The following is a 25,985-nucleotide window of genomic DNA, read 5'->3' as shown; positions in this document are numbered from 1 at the left end:
GGACTTCTTGAAGCCCTTGGCCTTGGTCAGTGCACTGGTGCTCACAGGGACGGTGCCTCCTCAAGCAGCGGGTGACCCCAGCGTGCGACGAAGGCCGCCTCGACGGCGGCGCCGACCTTGTACAGCCGGTCGTCCTTCATCGCCGGGGCGATGATCTGCAGCCCGACCGGCAGGCCGTCCTCCGGTGCCAGGCCGCAGGGCAGCGACATGGCGGAGTTGCCGGCCAGGTTGGTCGGGATGGTGCACAGGTCCGCGAGGTACATCGCCAGCGGGTCGTCGGTGCGCTCACCGATGGCGAAGGCGGTGGTCGGCGTCGTCGGGGAGACGATCACGTCGACCTGCTCGAAGGACTTCTCGAAGTCCCGCGTGATGAGCGTGCGGACCTTCTGGGCGGAGCCGTAGTACGCGTCGTAGTAGCCGGAGCTCAACGCGTACGTACCCAGGATGACGCGGCGCTTGACCTCGTCGCCGAAGCCGGCTTCGCGGGTGAGCGCGGTGACGTCCTCGGCGGACTTGGTGCCGTCGTCGCCGACGCGCAGGCCGTAGCGCATGGCGTCGAAGCGGGCCAGGTTCGAGGAGCACTCGGACGGCGCGATCAGGTAGTACGCGGCCATCGCGAGGTCGAAGGAGGGGCAGTCCAGCTCGACGATCTCGGCGCCCAGCTCCTTGAGGAGCTCGACGGACTCGTTGAAGCGCTGGACGACGCCCGCCTGGTAGCCCTCGCCGGCGAACTGCTTGACGACGCCGACGCGCATGCCGGCGACGGAGCCGTTGCGGGCCGCCTCGACGACGGGCGGGACCGGGGCGTCGATGGAGGTGGAGTCCATCGGGTCGTGGCCGGCGATGACCTCGTGCAGGAGCGCCGCGTCCAGGACCGTACGGGCACAGGGCCCGCCCTGGTCGAGGGAGGAGGAGAAGGCGACCATGCCGTAGCGGGAGACGCCGCCGTACGTGGGCTTCACGCCGACCGTGCCGGTCACGGAGGCGGGCTGGCGGATGGAGCCGCCGGTGTCCGTGCCGATCGCGAGGGGGGCCTGGAAGGCGGCCAGCGCGGCCGCGGAGCCGCCGCCGGAGCCGCCGGGGATGCGGGTGAGGTCCCACGGGTTGCCGGTGGGCCCGTATGCGCTGTTCTCGGTGGAGGACCCCATGGCGAACTCGTCCATGTTGGTCTTGCCGAGGATGACGACGTCGGCTTCCTTCAGCTTGCGCGTCAGGGTGGCGTCGTACGGCGGGATCCAGCCTTCGAGGATCTTCGAACCGACGGTGGTCGGGACCCCGACGGTCGTGAAGATGTCCTTGAGGGCGAGCGGGACGCCGGCCAGCGGGCCCAGCTTCTCGCCGCGCTCGCGCTTGGCGTCGACGGCGCGCGCCTGGGCGAGGGCGCCCTCGCGGTCGACGTGCAGGAAGGCGTGGACCTTCTCGTCCGTCGCGTCGATGCGGGCCAGGTGGGCCTCGGTGACCTCGACGGCCGTGAGCTCGCCGGAGGCGATCTTCTCGGCGGTCTGCGCGGCCGTGAGCTTGATGATCTGGTCAGTCATGGTTGTTAGTCCTCCCCCAGGATCTGCGGCACCTTGAAACGCTGCTGCTCCTGGGCGGGAGCGCCGGAAAGCGCCTGCTCGGGGGTGAGCGACGGTCGGACCTCGTCCGCGCGCATGACGTTCGTCAGCGGCAGCGGGTGGGAGGTCGGCGGGACGTCTTGGTCGGCGACCTCGGAAACGCGGGCGACCGCGCCGATGATGTCGTCGAGCTGTCCGGCGAAGTGGTCCAGCTCTTCGGCCTTGAGCTCCAGACGTGCCAGCCGAGCGAGGTGGGCAACCTCCTCGCGCGTGATGCCAGGCATGCAGCGATCCTCTGGGGGTGGTGAGTGTGTAGTTTCGTGCCCAATCCTATGGGGCGGGGCCCCGGACCCACGAAACCGTTTCCCTCCAGGGGCGCCCCGGGCCCGGTGGGGGCCGCGGGGCGCACCGCGCGTACCACTGCTCGTACGGCCGCTTCACGGGGGCCGGCCCCCGCTCCCGGCCCGCTACTGGGCCGGGGTTTCCGCCGGGGCCTGGGCTGCGGACAGCTCCGCCGTGATGTCCGCCGGGCGGCGCCAGCCGCGTTCACCACGGGCCAGCAGCCACGCGGTGGCCTCCTGCGGGGGCATGGCGGCCGCGACCAGCCAGCCCTGGACGGCGTCGCAGCCGAGGTCCCGCAGCCGCTCCCAGGTCTCGTCGTCCTCGACGCCCTCGGCGACGACGAGGAGCCCCAGCGAGTGCGCCAGGTCGACGGTGCAGCGGACGATCTCCGCGTCCTGCGCGTCGACCGCGAGCCGCGCCACGAACGAGCGGTCGATCTTCAGCTCGCTGACCGGCAGCCGCCTCAGGTGCACCAGGGAGGAGTAGCCGGTGCCGAAGTCGTCGAGCGACATCTTCACGCCGTGGCCGGTCAGGCCCGCCATGGTGTCGGCGGCCCGCTGCGGGTCTTCGAGCAGGACGTGTTCCGTTATCTCCAGCTGGAGACCGCTGGCCGGGACCCCGTGGCGGGCCAGCCGGGCCGCGACCGCGCCCGCGAAGCCGGGGGTGTGCACGTCGCGCGGCGAGACGTTGACGGCGACCGGGACCTTCAGGCCCTGCGCCCGCCACCGGGCCACCTGGGCGAGGGCGGTCTCCAGCACGTACTCGGTGAGGTGGGGCATCAGCCCCGAGGTCTCGGCGATGGCGATGAACTCGTCGGGCGAGACCCGGCCGCGCTCCGGGTGCACCCAGCGCACCAGGGCTTCGAGCCCTGCCACCTGGCCGTCGAAACGGACCTTGGGCTGGTAGTGGAGTTCCACTTCGCCGGCGTCGAGGGCGCGGCGCAGGTCGCCGAGGAGGCCGAGCCGGTCGGGCGTGTTGCTGTCGCGCTTGGACTCGTACACCTCCACGCCGGTGCGGTCCCGCTTCGCCTGGTACATCGCGACGTCGGCGCGGCGCAGCAGACCCTCCGCGTCGAGGGCGTGGTCGGGGAAGACGGCGAGGCCGGCGCTGGCCTCCAGCACGAGGGTCAGTCCGTCCAGGTCCAGGGGCGAGCTGAGCTCGGCGACGAGGTGGCGGGCGACGCGCTGGGCGCTGGTGGTGGAGTCGGCGACGGGCAGCAGTACGGCGAACTCGTCGCCGCCGAGGCGTGCGGCCTCGGCGTCCTCGGGCAGGGCCTGGCGGAGCCGGTCGGCGATCTGGAGCAGCAGCCGGTCGCCGGCGAGGTGGCCCAGCGTGTCGTTGACCGCGCGGAACCGGTCCAGGTCGATCAGCACGAGAGCCGACCGGGTGCCCAAACGTTCAGCCTCGTCCAGGGCGGACCAGGCCCGCTCCAGCAGCCACTGCCGGTTCGGCAATCCGGTCAGCGGATCGCGCAGCTGTTCCTCGGCGCGCGCCCGGGCGATCCACAGCGTGGAGTCCAGGGCGATCAGGGGTACGGCGAACAGCGGCAGCAGCACGGGCTGCGTCACGGCGACCACGCAGATCAGCGGGGCGATGCCGAGCAGGGCGACCGCGACTAAGGCCTGGCGGAGCAGGGCCGTACGGGCGACGGTGGGCAGGGCGCCGCCGCGCGGGGTCTGCGCGAGCCACAGCAGCGCCTTGGTGACCAGCAGGTAGGCGAGCGCCACCAGGACGATCTCGGGTACCGCCTCCAGACCCCAGGTGGTGGGCCGCCACGGGGTCTCGACGGTCGGCTCGTCGCCGAACGCGGCGAGTACGAGGGCGCCCGCGCCGATGCCGAGGATGTCGGTGGCCCCGTGCAGCAGCCCTTGGCGCCAGCGGTGCCGGCGCGCGGCCCCGACCAGGGAGACCACCGCGAGCGAGACGAGTCCCGCGGGCACCCAGCCGTAGAGGACGAGCACGCCGAGGGTCAGCGCCGCCCCCGAGCCGGTGCCGCCCCACCAGCGGTCGCGGCCCAGCGCGACCAGATGGCCGACGATGATGCCCGTCAGCAGGGCGAGCGCCCAGCCGACCGGGCCGCCGGGGAAGAGGGCGTGACGCTCGCTCAGCGCGGAGACGACGCCGATCGCGAGGACCACGGCGGACAGGCCCACGACGATGAACGGCAGGACGGTGCGCTGCTCCGCTCTGCCCGATCCCGAGCCGCCGTCGAGCGCATGGGTGTCCGGCGTCCTGGCACCCAGGACGTTCAGCCGGCCCGTCCGCATGGACGGGATCTCCCCGCCGACATCAGGTGACGGGTCGGCGCTTTCGGTGGGTTTCATGCCCGTCCCTCTCACAGCCGGCAATGCCGATGCCACGCGATGGCCCCGATGCCATGCCATCACGGCCGGAAGCGCATCACGCAGCCGTGCACGACAGGCGCCCCCCTCAACAGTAGGACGCGAGAGGCCCCCAGGGGCAGCGGTCGGCGGCGGTTGCCCGAATGCGACCCAGCCATCCTCATCAGTACGGTATCCGCCGAACGGGTGAGTTTGGACCAGGAATCCCGGGTCACCCATCCGATGATCCGACAGGTCACCGCCCTGCGAACAGCCCTGTACCGGCCTTTTACCACCGGGAGTTGCGCCTGGCGTGCGCCCGCCCGTACGGCCGCACGCCACGCATCCGTTCGCCTTCGCTACTCCTCTGGTACGAGACCTGCGTGTCGCCCGGGGGGTGTTACTCCGCTTCGGCGCCGCCGTCCACCGGGAGCGCCGCCTCGCGGGCCGCGTCCGGGCCCTGTTCGAGCAGCACCGCGAAGCCCGCGTCGTCGAGGACGGCCAGTTTCAGCTGCATCGCCTTGTCGTACTTGGAGCCCGGGTTCTCTCCGACGACGACGAAGGAGGTCTTCTTCGAGACGGATCCGGTCACCTTGGCGCCGCGGCTCTGCAGGGCCTCCTTCGCACCGTCCCGGGTGTGGCTCTGCAAAGTGCCGGTGACGACGACGGTCAGGCCCTCCAGCGGGCGCGGCCCCTCCTCCTCGCCGGTGCCTTCGTCCTCCATCCGCACCCCGGCCTCCCGCCACTTGCGCAGGATCTCCTGGTGCCAGTCGACGGCGAACCACTCCTTGACCGCCGCCGCGATGATCGGTCCGACGCCCTCGGTCGCCCCGAGCTCCTCCTCGGTGGCCTGCTCGATCCGCTCGACGGAGCGGAACTCGCGGGCCAGGGTCTGCGCGGCGACGGGCCCCACGTGCCGGATGGAGAGGCCGTTGATGAACCGGGCCAGCGGACGGTCCTTGGCGGCCGCGATGTTCTCCAGCATGGACAGGGCGTTCTTCTTCGGCTCGCCCTTCTGGTTGGCGAAGACCGTGACGATCTTCTCCTCGCCGGTCTTCGGATCGCGCTTGGGCAGCCCGCTGTCGGCGTCCAGCACGTACGCCTTGATGGGCAGCAGCTGCTCGATCGTGAGGCCGAACAGGTCGCCCTCGTCGAGCATCGGCGGCTCGGCCGGCTCCAGGGGGTTGGTGAGCGCGGCCGCGGCCACGGAGCCGAAGTTCTCGATGTCCAGGCAGTCGCGGCCGGCCAGGTAGAAGAGCCGCTCGCGCAACTGGGCCGGGCAGGACTGCCCGTTGGGGCAGCGGAGGTCGATGTCCCCCTCCTTCATCGGCCGCAGTGGCGTCCCGCACTCGGGGCACTCGGCCGGCATCACGAACTCCCGCTCGGTGCCGTCGCGCAGGTCCACCACGGGGCCGAGGATCTCGGGGATGACGTCGCCGGCCTTGCGCAGCACCACGGTGTCCCCGATGAGCACGCCCTTGGCCTTGACGACGTCCTGGTTGTGCAGGGTCGCGAACTCGACCTCCGAGCCGGCCACCGTCACCGGCTCCACCTGCGCGTACGGGGTCACCCGACCGGTGCGGCCGACGCCGACCTTGATGTCGATCAGCTTGGTGTTGACCTCTTCGGGGGCGTACTTCCACGCGATCGCCCAGCGCGGGGCGCGGGCCGTGGAGCCCAGCCGTCCCTGGAGCGGGATCTCGTCGAGCTTGACGACGACCCCGTCGATCTCGTGCTCCACGGAGTGCCGGTTCTCGCCGAAGTACGCGATGAACTCGCGGACCTCGGCGAGGGAGGAGACCGCCTTGTTGTGCCGGGCCGTGGGCAGGCCCCACTCGCCGAGCAGCTCGTAGGCGTGCGACAGCTTGTCGATCTCGAAGCCGTCGCGCGCGCCGATGCCGTGCACCACCATGTGCAGCGGGCGGGTGGCGGTGACCTTCGGGTCCTTCTGGCGCAGTGAACCGGCGGCCGCGTTGCGCGGGTTGGCGAAGGGCTTGTCGCCGGCCTCGACGAGCCGGGCGTTGAGCTCCTCGAACTTCTCCATCGGGAAGAAGACCTCGCCGCGGATCTCGACCAGCTCGGGGATCCGGTCGCCCTTGAGGCGGTCCGGGATCTCCGCGATGGTGCGGACGTTGGGCGTGATGTCCTCGCCGGTGCGGCCGTCGCCGCGGGTGGCGGCCCGGGTCAGGCGGCCCTTCTCGTAGGTGAGGTTGACGGCGAGGCCGTCCACCTTGAGCTCGCACAGGTAGTGGAAATCGGGGGTGTTGACGTCCCGGGCCACCCGCTCGGCCCAGGCCGCCAACTCCTCGTCGTCGAAGGCGTTGTCGAGGGAGAGCATGCGCTCCCGGTGCTCGACGGACGTGAAGTCCGTCTGGTACGCCCCGGCCACCTTCTGGGTGGGTGAATCGGGCGTGCGCAGCTGCGGGTACTGCTCCTCCAGCGCCTCCAGCGAGCGCAGCAGCTTGTCGAACTCGGCATCGCTGACGACCGGCTGGTCGTTCACGTAGTACCGGAAGCGGTGCTCCTCGACCTGCTCGGCCAGCAGCGCGTGCTGCTCGCGCACCGCCGCCGGTGCGGCCGCGCCGTCGCCGGCCTGCTTCTGTTCGGCTGCCATGCCGTGTCCTCCCGTGGCCCGTCTTTTTCCGTCACTCAGGGTTGTCGGCGAGCGACCTCGCCGCCCGGACGCAGTGCGCCTGCACGGCGCGGGCGTAGGCGGGCGAAGCGCCCGCCAGACCGCACGCCGGGGTGACCACGACGGACTCCGCCAGAGTCCCCGGGGCCAGTCCCAGCCTGCGCCAGAGCTTCCTGACACCCATGACGCTACCGGCAGGGTCCGACAACGGGGCGTCGGTGCCCGGCACCACTCCGGCGAAGAGTTTCGTGCCGCCTTCGACGGCCTCGCCGATGGCGTCGTCCTCGCGCTCCGTGAGCAAGGAGAAATCGAACGACACCCCCGTGGCGCCGGCCCGCCGCAGCAGCCCGAAGGGCACCTCGGGGGCGCAGGAGTGGACGACGACCTCCCCGTCGTGGACGGCGAACACCTCGCGCAGGGTGCCCTCGACGACCTGCCGGTCGACGGCCCGGTACGTGCGGTACTTGCTCGCGGACCGCACGCGCCCCAGCAGTACCGCGGTCAGCGACGGCTCGTCGAGCTGGAGCACGATCTCGGCGCCGGGGATGCGCTTGCGCACGTCGGCCAGGTGGTCGCGCAGGCCCTCCGCGAGCGATCCGGCCAGGTCGCGGCAGGCGCCGGCGTCCTGGAGGACGGCCTCGCCGCCGTGCAGTTCCAGGGCGGTGGCCAGGGTCCACGGGCCGACGGCCTGCACCTTGAGCCTGCCGGTGTACCCCTGGGTGAACTCCTCCAGGGCGTCGAGGTCCTCGCCGAGCCAGGAGCGGGCCCGCTTCGCATCGCGGCCCGGGCGGTCGCTGATCCGCCAGCCGCTGGGCTCGACGTGGGCGTACATGTCGACGAGCAGTCCGAGGGAGCGGCCGATCATGTCCGCGCCGGGCCCGCGCGCGGGCAGCTCGGGGAGGTACGGGAAGTCCTCGAAGGAGCCGGTGGCGGTCTTGGCGGCCTCGCGGGCGTCTCCGCCGGGGAGGGAGCCGACGCCGGTGGCGCCCGCGGTCATCGGCCGGGCCTGACGCTCAGGTCGCTGACCTCGGCGTCGCGCGGCAGGTCGACGGCCATGACGACCGTGGTGGCCACGGACTCCGGGTCGATCCAGGCGGCGGGGTCGTACTCCTTGCCCTCCTGCGAGTGCACCTTGGCCTGCATCGCGGTCGCGGTCCGCCCGGGGTAGACGGAGGTGACGCGGATGCCGTTCGGCTTCTCCTCGGCGCGCAGCGAGTCGGCCAGGGCCTTGAGCCCGTGCTTGGAGGCGGCGTACGCGCTCCAGTCGGCGTGGGCGTTCAGTCCGGCGCCGGAGTTCACGAAGACCACGGTGGCGCGGGAGGCGCGCAGGGTGGGCAGCAGCAGCCGGGTGACCTCGGCGGGGGCGATCAGGTTCACGTTGAGCTGCTGGTGCCAGGTCTTGGGGCGCAGCTCACCGACGGGTCCGAGGTCGACGATCCCGGCGATGTGCAGGAGCGAGTCGATACGCTCGGGGAGGGGCTGCTTGGAGAACGCCCACGACAGCCGGTCGGGGTCGCAGAGGTCGCCGACGAGCGCGCGGGAGCCGGGGTAGCGTTCGACGAGCTGCTTGCCGCGGGCGGCGTCGCGGGCGAGCAGGACGAGGTCGTCGCCGCGGGCGTGCAGCCGGGCGGCGACGGCGGCGCCGATGCCCGCGCCGGCACCGGTGATCAGGTGAGTAGCCATACGCCCCATGCTCGCACCCCCGGCGGGCTGCCCCGGCCCCGGTCAGCGGCGCCCGGCGGCGGCGACGGCCGCGCGGTGGGCCGCCTCGATCACGGCGCGGGCGGCCGCCGCCCGTTCGGCGGTGACGGGGGGGGGCAGGTACGCGTGCCCGACCAGGGCCCCCGGGGCCGCCGCCACGACCTCCGCCCGCATGTCGCGGGGTCCGGCCCAGAGCTCCAGCGCGTCGTCCCTTACTCCCCCAGCTACCGCTGGGTGGTGCCCCCAGGCCAGCGCGGCGGCGTGGTCCGGCGCGGCCGGGGCGAAGCGGCCGCCCGCGGCCCGGACGTGCTCGCTCCAGCGGTCCTCCCAGAACTCCACGGTCCAGCCGGCCCAGAGGGCTGCCGCCCGCTCCGCCCGGGGCTGGGCGCCGAGCAGCCACCAGCCGACGCTGCGGCGGGCGGGGTCGACGTGCAGTCCCGCCCCGGCATGGGCCGTGTACGCGGTGTGGCGGGGGGCGTCCTCGAGCCGGCGGAGGAGGCCGGGGCCCTCGGCGAGGGGGTGGTCCGTGCCGAGGTCGAGCACGTGGCAGCGGTCGGCGCCGATGGTGACCACGGACGTCATCGGCACGACGTCGGCCAGTTCCTCGCCGTCGGGGCCGAGCGGGAACAGGGGGTACGTGGTTGCGGTGGTGCTGTGGTCGTCGGCCGGGTCCAGGCCGAGCCGGGTCCGCAGGCCGGTCTGGCCCTCGTAGGCCCAGCGCACCTGCCAGTCCGGCCAGGCACGGCGCAGCAGGGCGAAGGCCGCGCTCCGCGTGCGCATCGTGGCCGCGGCCCCCTCCTGGGCGAAGAGGAGCAGCTCCCGGCGGACGGGGTCGACCAGGACTCCGGCCTCGACCGAGTCGTCGGAGCGGCGGAACGCCTCGTCGCGGGCGGTGTGCGTGCGCAGCAGCGGCAGCGGCAGCAGGACGTCCGGGCCGGCCAGGAGGTGCAGGTCCAGAGCGAGGGAGCCCCAGGAGTCGTAGGCGCCCCGGTGGCCGCGGGCGCCCGCGAGGACGTGGACGGCGGGGTGGCTCATCACAGCCCCGCTTCGGCGCGCAGGCGGGCCGCCGTCTTCGTCGCGTCGTAGCCGGGCGGGACGCCGTCCACGAGGATGACCTCGCCCCGGATGTGGCGGGTGCGCAGCGGGATCAGGGCCTGGTAGGCCGGGGAGGCGTACCAGGCGCGGGCGCGCCCGATGTCCGGGAAGCCCAGGACCACCACGGTCCCGGGGAAGGGGCCCTCCACGACCTCGACCTGCGCCCCGTGGACCAGGAAGCGGCCCTCGAAGGGGTCCATCGTCGACTGGATCTCCTCGATGTAGCGGAGGACGTCCTCGTTCATGGTCTCGGGGCGTATGTGGGCGATGGCGTACGCGGTCACGGGGCTGACCTCCGCGGTCTCAAGTGGTGGTCCGGATCGGACTGTTGATCCGATCCTGCCAAGCCGGGGAGCCCGAGGCCATGACCTCCGGGGTCATGCCTCCACGGTCACCGCGCTGCCGGGCCGGAAGGTCCGCCGGTAGGCGATCGGCGAGATGCCGAGGGCGGCCCGCATGTGCTGGCGCAGCGAGTTGGCGGAGCCGAAGCCCGACCGGTGCGCGACCAGGTCGACCGGCAGGTCGCTGGATTCCAGCAGCTGGCGGGCGACTTCGAGGCGCTGGACGGTGAGCCACTGCACCGGGGTCATGCCCACCTCGTCGCGGAACCGCCGGGTGAAGGTGCGCAGGCTCATCCGGGCGTGGGCGGCGAGCTCGGCCAGCGTGACCGGCTCCGCCAGCCGCTCCAGCGCCCAGGCGCGGGTGGCGGTGGTGGTGGCGACGGTGGGTTCGGGAACGGGCCGGTCGATGTACTGGGCCTGCCCGCCGTCGCGCCACGGCGGTACGACGCACAGCCGCGCGGCGCGGTTGGCGGCGGCGGTGCCGTGGTCGGCGCGGATCAGGTAGAGGCACAGGTCGATGCCGGCGGCCACGCCCGCCGAGGTGAGGATGTCGCCGTCGTCGACGAAGAGCACGTCCTCGTCGAGCCTGACGCGCGGGAAGGAGCGCTGGAACTCGGGCGCGTGCTCCCAGTGCGTGGTGGCGGGCCGCCCGTCGAGCAGGCCGGCGGCGGCGAGCACCTCGGAGCCGGTGCAGATGGACACGATCCGGGTGCCGGGGCGGATGGCGGCGAGGGCGTCGGCGAGCTCCGGCGGCAGCGGCTCGCCGCGCAGCAGCCCGGGCATGGCGTGGGTGGGCGGGACGATCACCGTGTCGGCGGCCGCGAGGGCCTCGGGGCCGGCGGTCACGCCGATGGTGAAGCCCGCGTCGCTGGTCACGGGCCGGCCGTCGGCGGTGCAGACGGTGACCTCGTACAGGGCGCCGCCGTCCTCGTCGCGGGCGTTGCCGAACACACGGGACGGCATTCCGAGCTCGAAGGGGGCGACGCCCTCGAGGGCGAGTACGGCGATCCGATGCAAAACGGGCATGGCCAGATCCTGTCACATGGTGGCCGTACGGCCAACACCACGGGGTGCCGGATGCGGCCAAGCTGGAGCCACGGCCGGGAAAACCGGCACGGAGCATCCCAAGCACTACCAAGTGTCACCAAGCACACCTGAGGAGACAGTCATGCGCGCGGTCGTCGTGAGCCAGTGGGGCGGACCCGAGGTACTCACCGAGGTCGAGACGGAGCGGCCGGAGCCGGGCCTGAACGAGATCCTCGTACGGGTCCACGCGGCCGGCGTGAACCCGGTGGACTGGAAGACCCGGGCCAGCGGCGGCCTGATCGGCTGGGGCGAGGTCCCCATGGTCGGCTGGGACGTCTCGGGCACCGTCGAGGCGGTCGGCCCGGGCGTGACCCTGTACCGCGAGGGCGACGAGGTGTACGGCATGCCGAACTTCCCGCGTCAGGCGGGCGGCTACGCCGAGTACGTGGTCGCCCCGGCCCGGCACTTCGCCCGCAAGCCGGCCTCCCTGGACCACGTGCAGGCGGCGGCCCTGCCGCTGGCGGCGCTGACCGCCTGGCAGGCCCTGGTGGACACGGCCGGGGTCACGGCCGGGCAGCGGGTGCTCGTCCACGCGGCGGCGGGCGGGGTGGGCCACCTGGCGGTGCAGATCGCCAAGGCCCGCGGCGCGTACGTGATCGGCACGGCCAGCGCGGCCAAGCACGAGCTGCTGCGCGGGCTGGGCGCCGACGAGGTGCTCGACTACCGCACCACGGACTTCGAGGACGCCGTCTCCGACGTGGACGTCGTGCTCGACGCGGTGGGCGGGGACCACGGGCAGCGTTCGCTGAAGGTGCTGAAGCCCGGCGGGCACCTGGTGACCCTGCCCGGCCCGGACGGGCTCCCGGCGGACCCGCAGGGCGTGCACGCCTCCTGGGTGCTGGTGGAGCCGGACCTCAAGGGGCTGGAAGAGATCGCGGCGCTGGCCGACCGCGGCCTGCTCCGTCCGCTGATCGACACGGTCCTGCCGCTGGAGCAGGCCGCCAAGGCCCACGAGATCGGCGAGCGGGGCCGCACCACCGGCAAGATCGTCCTCACGGTGGCCTGAGGGCCGGACCGGCCGTGCCGGGCGCGTCCCGCGCGCCCGGCGGACCGGACCGGCGCGGTGGCGTCACATGGGCCGGGCGAACATCTGGACGGCGCGGTCACCCGAGACCCCGACTCCGGTCTCGGTGAAGTTGCAGTTCAGCATGGCCCCCTTGTGGGGCGCGCTCTTCAGCCAGCCTTCGACGTGGGCCTTGGAGTCGGGGAAGCCGGAGGAGACGTTCTCGCCCCAGGCGCTCCACTTGTAGTCGACCTTGGCGAGCCGCGCCTCCTCGTTGGAGCCGTCGGACCCGGTGTGTCCGGTGAGGTTGTTCTTGGCCATGTCCTCGGCGTGGGCCTGCGCGGCCTGGGTGAGCTTCGGGTTCACGGTCAGCGGCTCGCAGTTCGCCTTGGCCCGCTCCGCGTTGACCAGCGAAACGATCTCACCGGCGTTCGAGTCCCGCACGGTGTCGGGCGCGGTCGCCGCGCCGGCCACTCCGGCGGCGGCCCCGGTGAACAGCAGCGGGGCCGCGCAGGCGGCCACGGCCAGACGGCGGACGCGATGGGTTCTGGTGCTCATGTGGTGTCCCCTTGGCGGTACGGCCCGGAGGTTCCTGCACCCTCCCGCCCCCGGGATCCCCAGTTCCGAGTCTGGGCGCGCCGCCCCGCTCCCGCACCCGGGGAGGGGCTCACACGGACGCGGACGCGGCCCGGGTCGTCGTCGCGATGGTGGCGGAGCCGACCACGCGCGTGCCGTCGTACAGCACGATCGCCTGGCCCGGGGCCACACCGCGGACCGGCTCCGTGAAGCGGACCCGCAGCTCGCCGTCCACGACCTCGGCGAAGACCTCGCTCTCGCCGCCGTGGGCGCGCAGCTGCGCGGTGTACGTGCCGGGGGCGGCGGCCGTGGAGCCGCACCAGCGGGGGCGGATCGCGGTCAGGGCGCTGACGTCGAGGGCTTCGACGGGGCCGACGGTGACCGTGTTGTTCACCGGGGAGATGTCGAGGACGTAGCGCGGCTTGCCGTCGGGGGCGGGGTGGCCGATCCGCAGGCCCTTGCGCTGGCCGATGGTGAAGCCGAACGCGCCGTCGTGGGTGCCGACCTTCTCGCCGGTGGTCCCGTCGACGATGTCGCCCTCGGCCTTGCCCAGGCGGCTCGCGAGGAAGCCCTGGGTGTCGCCGTCGGCGATGAAGCAGATGTCGTGGCTGTCGGGCTTCTTCGCCACGGCCAGACCGCGCTCCTGCGCCTCGGCCCGGATCTCTTCCTTGGTGGTGAGGGTGTCGCCGAGCGGGAAGAGCGCGTGGGCGAGCTGCTTCTCGTCGAGGACGCCGAGGACGTACGACTGGTCCTTCGCCATGTCGGAGGCGCGGTGCAGCTCGCGCGAGCCGTCCTCGCCCAGGACGACGGTGGCGTAGTGGCCGGTGCAGACGGCGTCGAAGCCGAGGGCCAGGGCCTTGTCGAGCAGGGCCGCGAACTTGATCTTCTCGTTGCAGCGCAGGCAGGGGTTCGGGGTGCGCCCGGCCTCGTACTCGGAGATGAAGTCCTCCACGACGTCCTCGCGGAAGCGCTCGGCGAGGTCCCACACGTAGAACGGGATGCCGATGACGTCGGCGGCGCGGCGGGCGTCGCGGGAGTCCTCGATGGTGCAGCAGCCGCGGGCACCGGTCCGGAAGGACTGCGGGTTCGCGGACAGCGCGAGGTGGACACCGGTCACGTCGTGCCCGGCTTCGACGGCGCGGGCGGCGGCGACGGCGGAGTCCACGCCGCCGGACATGGCGGCCAGGACGCGAAGTGGGGGTCCCCCCGGCGCAGCGAGGGGGAGGCGGGAGGCGCGCGGCAGGTTCTCAGTCATAGCACCGTCCAGAGTACGGGGGAACCGGCCGGGGTCACAGCGCGTTATCACGTGCAGGGGGTGGATCACATGGGGAGCAAGGTGGATGCCGCGCCGAAGGCGGGGCCGCGCAGGACCCGCCGGGCGGTGCTGTTCGGGGGTCTCGGGGTCTTCGCGGTGGCGGCGGTCGCCGGGCAGGACGAGCTGCGGCGCGCCTGGTGGCTGCTGCCGGGCGTGGGCAAGCCGCGCAAGGAGGGCGAGGTGGATTACGCGGGCGCGGGCTGGACTTCGGCCTCGCCGGCGAACTGGCGGATGGCGGACCGGCCCGAGGAGTACCGGGTGGACCGGATTGTCGTGCATGTCACGCAGGGCGGCTTCGCGTCCTCGGTGGACGCCTTCAAGAGCCCGTTCCACCAGGCGTCGGCGCATTACATAGTCGGCCAGGACGGCCGCGTGGAGCAGATGGTGCGCGAGATGGACGTCGCCTTCCACTCGGGCAACCGCACGATGAACGAGCGCAGCGTGGGCATCGAGCACGAGGGCTTCGTGGACCGTCCGCAGGACTTCACCGAGGCGATGTACGCGGCCTCCGCCCGCCTCGCCGCCGACGTCTGCCGCAGGTACGGCATACCCGTGGACCGTTCACACATACTGGCCCACTCCGAGGTCCGGGGCACCGACCACACGGACCCGGGCCCCCACTGGGACTGGGACCGGTACCTGGGCCTGGTCCACTCGGAGCTCGCGGCGGGCGGGGCGGCTCCCGCACCCGCCGCGCCCGCTAGCTGAGGCCCGCCGTACGGGCCCGCTCGACGGCCGGGCCGATGGCTGCGGCCACGGCCGCGACGTCCGCCTCGGTGGAGGTGTGGCCGAGGGAGAAGCGCAGGGTGCCGCGGGCCAGCTGCGGGTCGGTCCCGGTGGCCAGCAGGACGTGACTGGGCTGGGCCACGCCGGCGGTGCAGGCGGAGCCGGTGGAGCACTCGATGCCCTGGGCGTCCAGCAGGAGCAGCAGCGAGTCGCCCTCGCAGCCGGGGAAGCTGAAGTGCGCGTTGGCCGGGAGCCGGTCGCCGGGGTCCCCGCCGAGTACGGCGTCGGGTACCGCGCGGAGCACGGCGGCGACCAGTTCGTCGCGCAGCGCGCCGATCTCGGCGGCGAACCGCTCGCGCCGTTCGGCGGCGATCACGGCGGCCACCGCGAAGGCGGCGATGGCGGGCACGTCCAGGGTCCCGGAGCGCACGTGCCGCTCCTGGCCGCCCCCGTGCAGGACGGGTACGGGGGTCTGGTCGCGGCCGAGCAGCAGCGCGCCGATGCCGTACGGGCCGCCGATCTTGTGGCCGCTGACGGCCATCGAGGCGAGGCCGCTGTCCCCGAAGCGGACGTCGAGCTGACCGACGGCCTGGACGGCGTCGGAGTGCAGGGGGACGCCGAACTCGCGGGCGACCGCGGCCAGTTCGCGGACCGGCATGACGGTGCCGATCTCGTTGTTGGCCCACATGACGGTGGCCAGGGCCACGTCGTCGGGGTTGCGCGCGATGGCCTCGCGCAGGTCCTCGGGGTGCACGCGGCCGTAGCGGTCGACGGGCAGGTACTCGACGCGGGCGCCTTCGTGCTCGCCGAGCCAGTGCACGGCGTCGAGGACGGCGTGGTGCTCGACGGGGCCGGCGAGGACCCGGGTCCGGGCGGGGTCGGCGTCGCGGCGGGCCCAGTAGAGGCCCTTGACGGCGAGGTTGTCGGCCTCCGTGCCGCCCGCGGTGAACACCACCTCGCTCGGGCGGGCGCCGAGTGCCTCGGCGAGGGCCTCACGGGCCTCCTCGACCGTACGGCGGGCACGGCGGCCGGCGGCGTGGAGGGAGGAGGCGTTGCCCGTGGCGGCGAACTGCGCGGTCATCGCCGCAGCGGCCTCCGGGAGCATCGGGGTGGTGGCGGCGTGGTCGAGGTAGGCCATGATCCCCTGATTCTACGAGTCCCCTCACGGAGCCCGGACCCCCCGGTGCGACGGGGGGTCCGGAGCGGCGCGGACCGGGGACTCGCGGCGGCCGGGATCCCGGCTCAGCGCGGGGCGCGGGCCAGTTGGCGGGACTGGGCGACCAGGTGGTCCGCGGAGTCCCAGACCTCGGCGTCCTCCTCCAGGAAACCGCCGGCCAGGTTCCGCGTGGTGATGGAGATCCGCAGCGGGCCCGGCGCCGGGCGGCGGCGGACGTGCGCGGTGAGCTCGATGGTCGGGCTCCAGCCCATCAGACCCAGGTCGAAGCAGGTCGGCGGCAGCGCGTCCACCGCGAGCAGCATCGACAGCGGGTCGGCGTCGCGGCCGTCGGCGAGCTCGAACCAGGCCCGCATCTCGCCCTTCCCGGAGGGCGCGCCGACCGCCCAGCCCGCCGTCTCCGGGTCCAGCCGCAGCCGGAGCCGGTCGACGATCGCGTTGCTCCCGGGGATCGGGGCCGGGCCGGCCTCCGGGCCGAGGCAGTCCTCGTACGCCGGGAACCGCGGCGGGACCGCGGTGGTGCGGACGTCGTCCGGGAGGGAGGCGAGGTCGCCGTACGAGGCGACGACCCGGATCCGCTCGATCTCGGCGCCGCTCTCGTCGAACTGGAAGAGGGAGGCCTGGCCGGTGGAGAGGGTGCGCCCGATCCGGACGACCTCGGTGCGGATCACGGCGGGGCCGGGCACCGACGAGGTCAGGTAGTGGGCGGAGACGGTGAAGGGGTCCGGGTGCGGCAGGGCCGCCGACAGGGCCCGGCCGACCAGGGCCAGCAGGTAGCCGCCGTTCACGGCGGTGATGATCGTCCACCCGGCGGAGAGCTCCGCGTCGTACACGCCGGACTCGTCCGCGCGCGCGGTGACGGTGGTGTCCCGGTCGAATTCGCTGTCGCCGATGGAGGCCTGGGCCGCTGCGTATGCCATGGTTTTGAGCCTACAACGGGAGGCTACTAAGCGGTAGCTTTCCTTTGCTACATGGTGGTTACGGCTCTTCGGCCACCGAGGAGCGGCGGTTCCAGGCCAGCGGGGCGCGCCAGTGGTAGCGCATGGCGAGGAGCCGGAGCACGAAGGTGGTGATGATCGCCGCGCCGGTGGTCACGCCGTTGAGGCCGTCGAAGGCGATCGACAGGGCCACCATCGTGGCGCCGACGAGGGCGGGGACGGCGTACATCTCGCGGTCGCGCAGCAGCGACGGGACCTCGTTGGCCAGGACGTCGCGCAGCACGCCCCCTCCGACGGCCGTGGCCACGCCGAGCGCGGCGGAGGCGGTCAGTCCGAGGCCGTACTCGTAGGCCTTGGTCGTGCCCGTGACGCAGAACAGGCCGAGGCCGGCGGCGTCGAACACGTTGATCGCGCGGTTGATCCGCTGGACCTCGGGGTGGAGGAAGTACACGATGACCGCCGCGACCAGCGGGGTCACGAAGAAGCTGAGCTCGCCGAAGGCGGCGGGCGGGACGGCGCCGATGACGAGGTCGCGGAAGAGGCCGCCGCCGAGGGCGGTGACCAGCGCGAGCACGCAGATGCCGAAGACGTCGAAGTTCTTGCGTACGGCGAGCAGCGCGCCCGCGGTGGCGAAGACGAAGATGCCGGCGAGGTCCAGGGCATGCTGGATCCCGGGCGGGAAGAGATCGTGGAGCACCGCCCCATTGTGCAGCGCGCCCGGCCGGCGGCTCGACGGGCACGGTCCGGGCACCCGTACGCCGCCGCCCCGGGGCTCCTCTCAGTCCCGGGACGGCGGCGTGCGGGAGGGGTTACTCCGAGACCGTGGCCAGGGCTTCCGCCGCGCCCGGCAGGGCCGGGTCGCCCGGTGCCTGGTCGGGGGCGTTCTCCGGGTGGTGGCAGGCCACCTGGTGGCCGGCGGCCGGCGTCAGCATCGGCGGCTCCTGCGTCGTGCAGATCTGCGTGGCCTTCCAGCACCGCGTGTGGAACCGGCAGCCGGAGGGCGGCGAGATCGGCGACGGGACGTCGCCCTTGAGCAGGATGCGCCCGCTCTTGGCACCGCGCCGGCGCGGGTCCGGCACCGGCACGGCCGACAGCAGCGCCTTGGTGTACGGGTGCATCGGGCTCTCGTAGAGCGACTTGCGGTCGGTCAGCTCCACGATCTTGCCGAGGTACATCACCGCGATGCGGTCCGACACGTGCCGGATGACCGACAGGTCGTGCGCGATGATCACGTACGTGAGCCCGAGCTCCTCCTGGAGGTCGTCCAACAGGTTCACCACCTGCGCCTGGATCGACACGTCCAGCGCCGAGACCGGCTCGTCGGCGACGACCAGCTTCGGCTTCAGGGCCAGGGCTCGGGCGATGCCGATGCGCTGGCGCTGGCCGCCCGAGAACTCGTGCGGGTACCGGTTGTAGTGCTCCGGGTTGAGGCCCACCAGGGACAGCAGGCGCTGCACCTCCGCCTTCAGCCCGCCCTCGGGCTCGACGCCCTGGAGCTTGAACGGGGCGCTGACGATCGTGCCGACCGTGTGCCGCGGGTTCAGCGAGCCGTACGGATCCTGGAAGATCATCTGCACGTCGCGGCGCATCGGCCGCATCGCGGAGACCCCGAGGTGCGTGATGTCGCGCCCCTCGAACTCGACCGTGCCGCCGGTGGGCTCCAGCAGGCGCGTGATCAGCCGGCCCATCGTCGACTTGCCGCAGCCGGACTCGCCGACCACGCCCAGCGTCTCACCGCGCCGGACGTCGAAGTCGATGCCGTCGACGGCCTTGACGGCCCCGACCTCCCTGCGCAGCAGCCCCTTGTTGATGGGGAAGTGCTTGACCAGGCCGGTCACCTTCAGCAGCGGCTGCGCCTCGGCGGCCTGCGGCGCGTCCGTCTTCTTCATGTCGGTCACAGCTTCGGCGCAATCTCTTCGGTCCAGATCCGGGTCCGCTCCTCCTGCGACATGTGGCAGGCGGACCAGTGCCGGCCACCGTCCTCGGTGAGCTCGGGCCGCACGGTGCGGGTGATGCCGCCCTTGGGGACGTCGGCGTAGGGGCAGCGCGGGTTGAAGGCGCAGCCGCTCGGGATGTTGATGAGGCTGGGGGGCGAGCCCTTGACCGGGATCAGGCGGTCGGTCTGCTCGCGGTCGATGCGCGGCATGGAGCCGAGCAGGCCCCAGGTGTAGGGGTGGCGGGGTTCGTAGAAGACCTTCTCCGCGGTGCCGCGCTCGATGCACCGGCCGCCGTACATCACGAGGATGTCGTCGGCCATCTCGGCGACCACGCCCAGGTCGTGCGTGATCATGATGACCGCGGAGCCGAACTCCTTCTGGAGGTCACGGATCAGGTCGAGGATCTGCGCCTGGACGGTGACGTCGAGGGCGGTGGTCGGCTCGTCCGCGATGAGCAGTTCGGGGTTGTTGACCAGCGCCATCGCGATCATCGCGCGCTGGCGCATACCGCCGGAGAACTCGTGCGGGTACGCGTCCACGCGCCGATGGGGCTCCGGGATGCCGACCCGGTCGAGCATCTCGACCGCCCGGGTGCGGGCGGTCTTCTTGTCGACGTCGTGGTGGGTCCGGTACGCCTCGACGATCTGCTTGCCGACCGAGTAGTACGGGTGCATCGCGGACAGCGGATCCTGGAAGACCATCGCCATCTTGCGGCCGCGCAGCTTGCGCACGTGGTCGGCGTCGGCCCGTACGAGGTCCTCGCCGTCGAGCATGACCTCGCCGGAGATGTGCGGGCGGCTGCGGGCGTTCCCGGTGCGGTGCAGGCCCATGATGGCCAGCGAGGTCACGGACTTGCCGGAGCCGGACTCGCCGACGATCCCGAGCGTCTTGCCGCGCTCCAGGTCGAAGGAGAGCCCGTCGACGGACTTGACCAGACCGTCGTCGGTCGGGAAGTGCACCTTGAGGTCGCGCACGGAGAGGAAGGCGGCGCCCTCGGACGGCGGCCCGGCCTGCTCGGGCACGAACGCGGGCCCGCTGCCGGTGGTGGGGTTCTCGGTCACGTCAGCCTCACGCGCGGGTCGATGACGGCGTACAGCAGGTCCACGATCAGGTTGGCCATCACCACGAAGAGCGCGGCGAGCAGGGTGACGCCCATGATCACGGGCAGGTCGCCCTGGCCGATGGCGGCCACGGCCGCCGTCCCCAGACCCTGGAAGTTGAAGGTCGTCTCGGTGAGCACCGCGCCGCCGAGGAGTCCGCCGAGGTCCAGGCCGAACATCGTGACGATCGGGGTGAGGGTGGAACGCAGGGCGTGCTTGCGGATGACCACGCCCTCCTTGAGTCCCTTGGCGCGGGCGGTGCGGATGTAGTCCTCGCCGAGCACGTCCAGCATCGTGGCGCGGGTGATGCGGGCGTAGGTGGCGGCGAAGAGGAAGGCCAGGGTCACCCAGGGCAGGATCATGGAGTTGAGCCACGCCACCGGATCCTCGGTGAGTGGTTTGTAGTTGGACACGTCCAGCCAGCCGAGGCTGTAGACGAAGATCGCGGGGGCCACCATGCCGGTGAAGAAGATCGGCAGTGAGACGCCGGCGAGGGCGCCGACCATCACGGTGCGGTCGATGGCGGTCCGGCGCTTGAGCGCCGAGACCACACCGGTGGCCACACCGGCGATCACCCAGATGACCGCCGCGCCGAGGGCGAGCGAGAGGGTGACCGGCATGCGGTCGACCATGGTCTCCCAGACGGGGGCCTCGGTCTTGAAGGAGTAGCCGAAGCAGGGGGCGGCGCAGTGGGTGACATCGGTGCCGCCGTCGTAGTCGCGGCCGGCGAAGATGCCCTTGACGAAGGTCAGGTACTGCTCGGAGATGGGCTTGTCGAAGCCCATCTTCACGCGGATGCCCGCCAGGGCGGTCTCGTTGGTCTCGCGGCCGGCGTACATGAGGGCCGGATCGCTGCCTGTGATCTTGGGGACCGCGAAGAAGATGCCGAAGGTGACCACGGAGACCACCAGCAGCGTGGCGACGACGTTGAAAAGCCGCCGTATGAGGTAGACGAGCACTGCAGTCGGCCGCCCGGGGCGGGCGGCTGCCGTCCCTCGTGGGGACGACAGCCGCCGCCTGCGGCCTTCACCTGCCCTTCGGACTAGCGCATGTGCGGTGAAGGCACTTGCCTGTTGTTACGTGACGACTCGACGACTCGACTACTTGGCGGCGATACCGACGGTGGCCAGGTCGATCTTGCCCATGGAGTCGTTGAAGTAGACGTTCGTCAGACGCGGGTTGTGGTAGACGAAGGCCTTGTCGAAGTTGATGGGAAGGTAGAGGGCCTTCTCCATGACCTTCTTGTTGATGTCCGTGTAGAACGGAGCAGCGGCTTCCGGAGTCGCGGCGGCGGCAGCCGTCTTGAAGAGCTCGTTGATCTCCGGGTCGTTGATCTCGGTGTAGTTGTTGTTGCCGTTCGGCTGGATGAACTTGCCGTCGACGAGCGGCTGGAGGAAGCCCGAACCGGAGTTGTAGTCGGCGCCCCAGCCCATCACGATGATGCCGTAGCCCTTCTTCTTCACGTTCTCGGGCGAACCGATCACGGAGGAGGAGAGCTTGCCGTCGTACTGGTCGATGGTGACCTTGATGCCGACCTTGGCGAGCGACGCCTGGAGGGACTCGGCGGTCTTCACCTCGGGGGCGCGGTTGTTGCGCACCGCGATGGTGGTCTCGAACCCGTCCGGCTTGCCACAGGCCTTGAGGGCCTCCTTGGCCTTGGCCTCCTGCGGCTCGCCCTTGGTCAGGTTCCACGGGTCGAAGCTCTTGTCGGAGCCGGGGATGCCGGGCGGCAGCATGTTCGCGCCGAGGTCACCGCTGGTCGGGCCGCCGCGGGCGGTCTGCAGGGACTTCGGGTCGGCCGCGTAGATGACGGCCTTGCGGCACTCGATGTTGTCGAACGGCGCGACCGTGGTCGGGAAGGCGAAGTAGCGGATGTAGCCCGTGAACGGGTTGTCCGCGTTCTTCTTGAGGTTCTCGTCCTTCAGGACCTTGTTCTTGCCGGCCTGCTGCATGCCCGTGCCGTCGATGGCGAGGTCGATGTCGCCCGACAGCAGACGCGCGTCCATGTCGTCCGGGTTGGTGGTCACCGTGAAGGAGACCTTGTCCGGCAGACCCTTGCGGATCGTGTCGGTCTTCGGGTCCCAGTTCTCGTTGCGGACGAAGGTCGCGCCCTTGCTCGCGGTGAAGCTCTCGACCTTGTACGGGCCGGTGGAGACCGGCTTGTTGGTGTACGTGGCACCCGTGTCCTTGGCCGCCGGGACCGGCGAGGAGGACGGCATGGCCAGCAGGTAGCTGAAGTCGGAGTTGGCGCTCGCGAGGTTGAAGACGATCGTCTTGTCGTCCGGCGTCTCGACGGACTTCAGACCCATCTTGTTGGGGTCGGTGTCCTTGTACGGGCCGGGGTACTTCTGGCCCTGGTCCAGGAGGTCGATCAGGTACGTGGGACCGCCGGACAGCACGTCCTGCGCGAAGACGCGCTCGATGCCGTACTTGAAGTCCTTCGAGGTGATCGGCGTGCCGTCCTCGAACTTGACGCCGTCCTTGATCTTGAGGGTGTACGTCTTGCCCTCGTTGCTCAGGACCGGCAGGGCCTCGGCGAGGTCCGGGACGATCTTGCTGCCGTCCTTGCCCGGCTTGCTGTCGTACGCGAGCAGCTGACGCACGTAGAGGCGCTGGATGTCCCACACGAAGCCGTAGTAGGCACGCGCCGGGTCGAGGTAGTCGACGTCCTGCGGCGACCAGAGCTTGAGCTCACCGCCCTTGGCGTCCGAGGGGTTCACCATGCCGGTGGTGGCGGCGTTGAAGGCGGCACCGCCGCCACCGGCCTTGCCCTCGGTCTTCTTGTCGCCACTGCCACCGCACGCGGCGGTCAGGGACAGGGCAGCGATCACGGCGGTGATCGCGAATGCCTGCTTTCTGCGGATCACGTTGGTCCAACCTCCATTGGTGGGTGAATCGGTGAAGCGGTTCAGCTGCCCTTGGGGTCGAGTGCGTCGCGCAGCCCGTCCCCGAAGAGGTTGAACGCCAGGACGGTGATGAAGATCGTGATACCGGGGACCACCATGTACGCGGGGTCGTCCTGGTAGATGGGGATGGCGTCGGACAGCATCTTTCCCCAGGAGGCGGTGGGCGGTTTGACGCCGGCGCCGAGGAAGCTGAGGGCCGCCTCCGTCAGGATGTTGGTCGGGATGAGCAGCGTCGAGTAGACGAGGATCGGCGCGACCAGGTTGGGCAGCAGCTCCTTGATCAGGATGTAGCCGCGCCCGGCGCCGAGGCTGCGCGCGGCCTCGACGTACTCGCGCTCCCGCAGGGAGATCGTCTGGCCGCGCACGATGCGGCCGATGTAGGGCCAGCCGAAGAAGCCGATCACGACGATCAGTACGCCCATCCGGACGCCCGAACCCGAGAACCCCCACAGGGAGTTGGGGACGACGGAGACCAGGGCGATGGTGAACAGCAGCTGCGGGAAGGCGAGCAGCAGGTCCATGAGGCGGCTGATGACGCCGTCGACCCAGCCGCCGATGAACCCGGCGAGCGCGCCGAGCAGGCTGCCTATCGTGACCGACACGAAGGCCGACAGGAACGCGACGACCAGCGAGATGCGGGCGCCGTAGACGATCCGGCTGAACACGTCGCGACCGTTGGTGGGTTCGACGCCGAGCAGGAAGTCGGAGCTCATGCCGCCGAAGGAGCCGAGCGGCGTACCGAGGTCCGGGTCGATCAGGTCCTCGTGGAACTCGTTGGGCGGGTGGCCCAGCAGGCTCACGATCTGCGGCGCGAAGACCGCCACCAGGATCAGGAAGATCACGACCACGCCGCCGGTCAGCGCGACCTTGTCGCGCTTGAGCCGCATCCAGGCGATGCGGCCGGGCGAGCGGCCTTCGATGGCCTTGGCTGGGACGTCGGCTACGGACACGGGTGCGGGTGATTCCGCGCTCGTGTCATGCAGTGGTGCCGTCATCGTGGTGGGGACCCCTCTCGGCCGACGGGTTGCCGGCCCATGCCCGCCGCTGTGGCGGCGTTGGTGCGGAGTGGCGCTCGGAGTGCGTGGTGACACGCAGGACGCGTGTGAGGTGCAGGAACTGCGGGAAGTGCCGTGCAAAGCGACAAGCGAAAAATCATTTGCCGAACCGGGCCTTGGAGGACTGACCGGCTCTTGGGTGGGGAGTCTTCATCGGCGCTGCGATCAGCCGCCAGACCCGCAGATGAATGGATGCGCAACCGTGATGTGAGGGCCGGGTTCCCGTTATCCGGACTTCGCTCTCGCCTGAGCGGATCAACACCGTCCGTTCGGTACGCAATCGGACATGGCGCCCAACTCGCGGTAGGACCATGCCTTTTGGACCCACAAGGTTGGCGAAATCCGGACAAGCCGAAGGCCGCGGGGAACGGTGTTCCCCGCGGCCTCGGTTGGCTCGATACGGCCGTCCCGGTCCGTGGACCGGCGGCCCGGTCAGTAGCCGGCTGCCTGGCCCTCGCGGTCGTAGAAGGGCCGCGTCTGGGCGCGCAGCCACATCGCGACGGGGTCGTGTTCGTCCGCGAGCGCCACCGTGCACACCGGCACGCCCTCGGGCACCGCGCCGACCGACTGGCGCATCATCTCGCGTACGGATTCCAGCGCGGGCGCGGAGGCGTCGTACAGGTCGAGCCCGACCGCGAGGTACGGCGAGCCCAGCGAGGGCTGCACCCAGGCGCGGCGCAGCGAGCGCACGGCGGGGGTGCGGTGCGCGTGCTGGGTCAGCAGCCCGTAGAACTGCGGGAGCTCCAGGGCGGGCTCGGAGAGCCGCAGCGGGCCGGCCGGCATCCGGTCGAGGCCGGTGGCGATGCGGCGCAGGTCGGCCCAGGGGATGCCGAGGCCGCCGCCCTGGGCGTGCGGGTTGAGCCACAGGCCCCAGCGGTCCGGGTAGAGGGCGCGGGCGACGTCCCGGCCGGTGACCACCTCGTAGCCCCGGTTCCAGCCGCTGGCGGCCAGCTCCTGCGGGGAGGTCACGCAGGGCGCGTACCCGAGGCCCTCGACCTCCATGCCGCCGTACTGGGCGTCCGGGGAGCCCGGCTGCCCCTGCCAGAGCAGCATCCACAGGCGGCCCTCGGCGAGGGCGTGCAGAAGCGACTCGTAGCTCTCGAAGCGCCCGGGCGTCACCTGGCGCATCATGTGCTCGACCTGCCCGGCCGCGGCCGTGCCTGACGCACTCACCCGGTACCCCTCTTCGTCCGCCCGTCCACCCGTATCGGCACCCAGCTTAAGCGGCGCTAAGCCGTGTAGAAGGGGCGTACGCGCTCGGCGATGAAGTCGACCACCGGGTCCTGCGCGGCGTCGAGGAGGATCAACTGCACGGGCCAGGGCGGCGCCACGCGGCCCAGGGCGCGGCCGAGGGCGTCCATCGGGGCGTTGCGCATCCCGGGCTCCCATCCCAGCATCCGGACACCGATGTAGAGCTCCGGCGCCCCTCCCTCGACGCTGGCCAGGCAGCGGTGGGCGGCGGCGACCGCGCCGGTGGCGCGGAACTCCTCGGCGGCGGCGGTCAGGAAGTCCACCGGGTCCTCCTGCCAGTCGGGCTCGTAGAGCCGGACGCGGCCGCCGGTGGCGGGACCGTCGAGGGGGGTGCGGCCGGTGCGGCAGAGCTCGGCGACGGCGGGCGGGGGCAGCGGCACGCCGACGGCGCCCTCGGGGTTCACGGCGATGCCGAGCTGCGGGGGCAGGCCGCGGGCGAACTCGACGGCGGGGGCCACGGCGAAGTCCATGGCCGGGCCGACGCAGGCGCGGAACTGGGCCTCGGAGCTGTACACGGGCACGTACGGCGCCCCGTTGATCTCCATGGTGGGCAGGGTGAGGCCCCCGGCCGCGTCCGGGCCGCCACCGGCGGGCAGCGGCACCCAGAGCCGGCTGCGCCCGAGCACCTCGACGATGCGGGCCCCGGCGTCCGCCTGCCCGAGGGCCGCACCGAGCACCTGCTCCAGCTCGTTGTCCGGCCAGCCGCCGCCCTGCATGTACGCCTCCGCTGTGTTCCGCCCCACGCTGTCGGCCCGAGGTTAACGGCTCGTACGGACACGGCGGCCGGGGGCCCCGGCCGCCGTCGGCGCTCCACGGCCCCTAGGGGGTGTCCGCGAAGTAGAGCCGTCCGCCCGGAGGGCGGTCCCGCGGCGTCCGGTGCGTGCTCTCGGTGTGCCGGGCGGAAGCCCTTGTACTGGACGTACTCGGGAT

Annotated in this window: 23 protein-coding genes; 2 read left to right on the top strand and 21 right to left on the bottom strand. The window is 72.0% G+C overall.

Annotated elements, in window-relative coordinates; genetic code table 11:
* Window positions 1–41 precede the first annotated feature (41 nt).
* The 9 genes from gatA to ACFY1T_RS18865 form a co-directional block, all read right to left on the bottom strand.
* On the bottom strand, window positions 42–1,538 hold the full coding sequence (gene gatA / locus ACFY1T_RS18905) for an Asp-tRNA(Asn)/Glu-tRNA(Gln) amidotransferase subunit GatA (protein ID WP_390789158.1): 1,497 nt from the start codon (window positions 1,536–1,538) through the stop codon (window positions 42–44).
* Between the two features lie 5 nt (window positions 1,539–1,543).
* A complete protein-coding gene (gene gatC / locus ACFY1T_RS18900; RefSeq protein ID WP_010984178.1) occupies window positions 1,544–1,840 on the bottom strand; it encodes an Asp-tRNA(Asn)/Glu-tRNA(Gln) amidotransferase subunit GatC in 297 nt (98 codons plus the stop codon).
* A 183-nt stretch (window positions 1,841–2,023) separates the two neighbouring features.
* Window positions 2,024–4,222, bottom strand: coding sequence for a putative bifunctional diguanylate cyclase/phosphodiesterase (locus ACFY1T_RS18895; protein WP_390789157.1), 2,199 nt, complete (start codon window positions 4,220–4,222; stop codon window positions 2,024–2,026).
* 397 nt (window positions 4,223–4,619) lie between these two features.
* Entirely contained in the window at window positions 4,620–6,833 is a 2,214-nt protein-coding gene (gene ligA / locus ACFY1T_RS18890) for an NAD-dependent DNA ligase LigA (RefSeq protein WP_390789156.1), read from the bottom strand.
* Window positions 6,834–6,864: 31 nt separating this feature from the next.
* Window positions 6,865–7,848 carry a methionine synthase gene (locus ACFY1T_RS18885; RefSeq protein ID WP_390789155.1) on the bottom strand — a complete coding sequence of 328 codons (984 nt, stop codon included), beginning with the start codon at window positions 7,846–7,848 and terminating at the stop codon, window positions 6,865–6,867.
* On the bottom strand, window positions 7,845–8,534 hold the full coding sequence (locus ACFY1T_RS18880) for an SDR family oxidoreductase (RefSeq protein ID WP_390789154.1): 690 nt from the start codon (window positions 8,532–8,534) through the stop codon (window positions 7,845–7,847). Before ACFY1T_RS18880 ends, ACFY1T_RS18885 begins: the two co-directional genes overlap by 4 nt.
* A 42-nt stretch (window positions 8,535–8,576) precedes the next feature.
* Window positions 8,577–9,587, bottom strand: coding sequence for a hypothetical protein (locus tag ACFY1T_RS18875; RefSeq protein ID WP_390789153.1), 1,011 nt, complete (start codon window positions 9,585–9,587; stop codon window positions 8,577–8,579).
* Window positions 9,587–9,931: a DUF1330 domain-containing protein gene (locus tag ACFY1T_RS18870; RefSeq protein WP_390789152.1), complete on the bottom strand. Its 345-nt coding sequence runs from the start codon at window positions 9,929–9,931 to the stop codon at window positions 9,587–9,589. The genes ACFY1T_RS18875 and ACFY1T_RS18870 overlap by 1 nt, the downstream gene beginning before the upstream one ends.
* A gap of 93 nt (window positions 9,932–10,024) precedes the next feature.
* Window positions 10,025–11,014, bottom strand: coding sequence for a GlxA family transcriptional regulator (locus tag ACFY1T_RS18865; protein WP_390789151.1), 990 nt, complete (start codon window positions 11,012–11,014; stop codon window positions 10,025–10,027).
* 142 nt (window positions 11,015–11,156) lie between these two features.
* Between ACFY1T_RS18865 and ACFY1T_RS18860 the strand changes: the two genes are divergently transcribed.
* A complete protein-coding gene (locus ACFY1T_RS18860; protein WP_030857367.1) occupies window positions 11,157–12,080 on the top strand; it encodes an NADP-dependent oxidoreductase in 924 nt (307 codons plus the stop codon).
* Between the two features lie 63 nt (window positions 12,081–12,143).
* On the opposite strand, the gene ACFY1T_RS18855 is transcribed toward ACFY1T_RS18860, so the two are convergent.
* Window positions 12,144–12,635, bottom strand: coding sequence for a CAP domain-containing protein (locus ACFY1T_RS18855; RefSeq protein ID WP_390789150.1), 492 nt, complete (start codon window positions 12,633–12,635; stop codon window positions 12,144–12,146).
* A gap of 109 nt (window positions 12,636–12,744) precedes the next feature.
* Complete coding sequence (gene mnmA / locus ACFY1T_RS18850; protein ID WP_390789149.1) at window positions 12,745–13,908, bottom strand: tRNA 2-thiouridine(34) synthase MnmA; 1,164 nt, start codon at window positions 13,906–13,908, stop codon at window positions 12,745–12,747.
* A gap of 69 nt (window positions 13,909–13,977) precedes the next feature.
* On the opposite strand from mnmA, the gene ACFY1T_RS18845 reads away from it, so the two are divergent.
* On the top strand, window positions 13,978–14,676 hold the full coding sequence (locus ACFY1T_RS18845; RefSeq protein WP_390789148.1) for an N-acetylmuramoyl-L-alanine amidase: 699 nt from the start codon (window positions 13,978–13,980) through the stop codon (window positions 14,674–14,676).
* Here the strand turns inward: ACFY1T_RS18845 and ACFY1T_RS18840 are convergent.
* The 10 genes from ACFY1T_RS18840 to ACFY1T_RS18795 form a co-directional block, all read right to left on the bottom strand.
* Window positions 14,669–15,832 (bottom strand): cysteine desulfurase family protein, encoded by a 1,164-nt coding sequence (locus tag ACFY1T_RS18840; RefSeq protein ID WP_390789147.1) that lies wholly within the window; start codon window positions 15,830–15,832, stop codon window positions 14,669–14,671. The two genes, ACFY1T_RS18845 and ACFY1T_RS18840, sit on opposite strands and share 8 nt — an antisense overlap.
* Before the next feature lie 104 nt (window positions 15,833–15,936).
* Complete coding sequence (locus tag ACFY1T_RS18835) at window positions 15,937–16,788, bottom strand: thioesterase family protein (RefSeq protein WP_390789146.1); 852 nt, start codon at window positions 16,786–16,788, stop codon at window positions 15,937–15,939.
* A gap of 58 nt (window positions 16,789–16,846) precedes the next feature.
* Window positions 16,847–17,503 carry a trimeric intracellular cation channel family protein gene (locus ACFY1T_RS18830; protein WP_030857355.1) on the bottom strand — a complete coding sequence of 219 codons (657 nt, stop codon included), beginning with the start codon at window positions 17,501–17,503 and terminating at the stop codon, window positions 16,847–16,849.
* A 112-nt stretch (window positions 17,504–17,615) separates the two neighbouring features.
* A complete protein-coding gene (locus tag ACFY1T_RS18825; protein WP_390789145.1) occupies window positions 17,616–18,695 on the bottom strand; it encodes an ABC transporter ATP-binding protein in 1,080 nt (359 codons plus the stop codon).
* 5 nt (window positions 18,696–18,700) lie between these two features.
* Entirely contained in the window at window positions 18,701–19,765 is a 1,065-nt protein-coding gene (locus ACFY1T_RS18820) for an ABC transporter ATP-binding protein (protein WP_390789276.1), read from the bottom strand.
* A gap of 35 nt (window positions 19,766–19,800) precedes the next feature.
* Window positions 19,801–20,802: an ABC transporter permease gene (locus ACFY1T_RS18815; protein ID WP_390789144.1), complete on the bottom strand. Its 1,002-nt coding sequence runs from the start codon at window positions 20,800–20,802 to the stop codon at window positions 19,801–19,803.
* Between the two features lie 141 nt (window positions 20,803–20,943).
* The gene (locus ACFY1T_RS18810) at window positions 20,944–22,710 is read right to left on the bottom strand and encodes an ABC transporter substrate-binding protein (protein ID WP_390789143.1); all 1,767 of its coding nucleotides are present in this window, start codon (window positions 22,708–22,710) and stop codon (window positions 20,944–20,946) included.
* Window positions 22,711–22,751: 41 nt separating this feature from the next.
* Window positions 22,752–23,744 carry an ABC transporter permease gene (locus ACFY1T_RS18805; protein ID WP_030857345.1) on the bottom strand — a complete coding sequence of 331 codons (993 nt, stop codon included), beginning with the start codon at window positions 23,742–23,744 and terminating at the stop codon, window positions 22,752–22,754.
* Window positions 23,745–24,236: 492 nt separating this feature from the next.
* Window positions 24,237–24,977: an enhanced serine sensitivity protein SseB C-terminal domain-containing protein gene (locus tag ACFY1T_RS18800; protein ID WP_390789142.1), complete on the bottom strand. Its 741-nt coding sequence runs from the start codon at window positions 24,975–24,977 to the stop codon at window positions 24,237–24,239.
* Window positions 24,978–25,033: 56 nt separating this feature from the next.
* Window positions 25,034–25,771 carry an enhanced serine sensitivity protein SseB gene (locus tag ACFY1T_RS18795; protein WP_030857341.1) on the bottom strand — a complete coding sequence of 246 codons (738 nt, stop codon included), beginning with the start codon at window positions 25,769–25,771 and terminating at the stop codon, window positions 25,034–25,036.
* Window positions 25,772–25,985 lie beyond the last annotated feature (214 nt).

Origin of the sequence: Streptomyces sp. NPDC001194 (assembly GCF_042896985.1) — a bacterium.
In the GTDB taxonomy this organism is placed as follows: Bacteria; Actinomycetota; Actinomycetes; order Streptomycetales; family Streptomycetaceae; genus Streptomyces.
This window is presented reverse-complemented; position numbering and strand designations above follow the sequence as displayed.

Excerpts from the sequence above, each read along its gene's own strand:
- gatA (WP_390789158.1), bottom strand. The coding sequence starts at position 1,538 with ATGACTGACCAGATCATCAAGCTCACGGCCGCGCAGACCGCCGAGAAG.
- gatC (WP_010984178.1), bottom strand. The coding sequence starts at position 1,840 with ATGCCTGGCATCACGCGCGAGGAGGTTGCCCACCTCGCTCGGCTGGCA.
- ACFY1T_RS18895 (WP_390789157.1), bottom strand. The coding sequence starts at position 4,222 with ATGAAACCCACCGAAAGCGCCGACCCGTCACCTGATGTCGGCGGGGAG.
- ligA (WP_390789156.1), bottom strand. The coding sequence starts at position 6,833 with ATGGCAGCCGAACAGAAGCAGGCCGGCGACGGCGCGGCCGCACCGGCG.
- ACFY1T_RS18885 (WP_390789155.1), bottom strand. The coding sequence starts at position 7,848 with ATGACCGCGGGCGCCACCGGCGTCGGCTCCCTCCCCGGCGGAGACGCC.
- ACFY1T_RS18880 (WP_390789154.1), bottom strand. The coding sequence starts at position 8,534 with ATGGCTACTCACCTGATCACCGGTGCCGGCGCGGGCATCGGCGCCGCC.
- ACFY1T_RS18875 (WP_390789153.1), bottom strand. The coding sequence starts at position 9,587 with ATGAGCCACCCCGCCGTCCACGTCCTCGCGGGCGCCCGCGGCCACCGG.
- ACFY1T_RS18865 (WP_390789151.1), bottom strand. The coding sequence starts at position 11,014 with ATGCCCGTTTTGCATCGGATCGCCGTACTCGCCCTCGAGGGCGTCGCC.
- ACFY1T_RS18860 (WP_030857367.1), top strand. The coding sequence starts at position 11,157 with ATGCGCGCGGTCGTCGTGAGCCAGTGGGGCGGACCCGAGGTACTCACC.
- ACFY1T_RS18855 (WP_390789150.1), bottom strand. The coding sequence starts at position 12,635 with ATGAGCACCAGAACCCATCGCGTCCGCCGTCTGGCCGTGGCCGCCTGC.
- mnmA (WP_390789149.1), bottom strand. The coding sequence starts at position 13,908 with ATGACTGAGAACCTGCCGCGCGCCTCCCGCCTCCCCCTCGCTGCGCCG.
- ACFY1T_RS18845 (WP_390789148.1), top strand. The coding sequence starts at position 13,978 with ATGGGGAGCAAGGTGGATGCCGCGCCGAAGGCGGGGCCGCGCAGGACC.
- ACFY1T_RS18840 (WP_390789147.1), bottom strand. The coding sequence starts at position 15,832 with ATGGCCTACCTCGACCACGCCGCCACCACCCCGATGCTCCCGGAGGCC.
- ACFY1T_RS18835 (WP_390789146.1), bottom strand. The coding sequence starts at position 16,788 with ATGGCATACGCAGCGGCCCAGGCCTCCATCGGCGACAGCGAATTCGAC.
- ACFY1T_RS18825 (WP_390789145.1), bottom strand. The coding sequence starts at position 18,695 with ATGAAGAAGACGGACGCGCCGCAGGCCGCCGAGGCGCAGCCGCTGCTG.
- ACFY1T_RS18805 (WP_030857345.1), bottom strand. The coding sequence starts at position 23,744 with ATGACGGCACCACTGCATGACACGAGCGCGGAATCACCCGCACCCGTG.
- ACFY1T_RS18795 (WP_030857341.1), bottom strand. The coding sequence starts at position 25,771 with ATGCAGGGCGGCGGCTGGCCGGACAACGAGCTGGAGCAGGTGCTCGGT.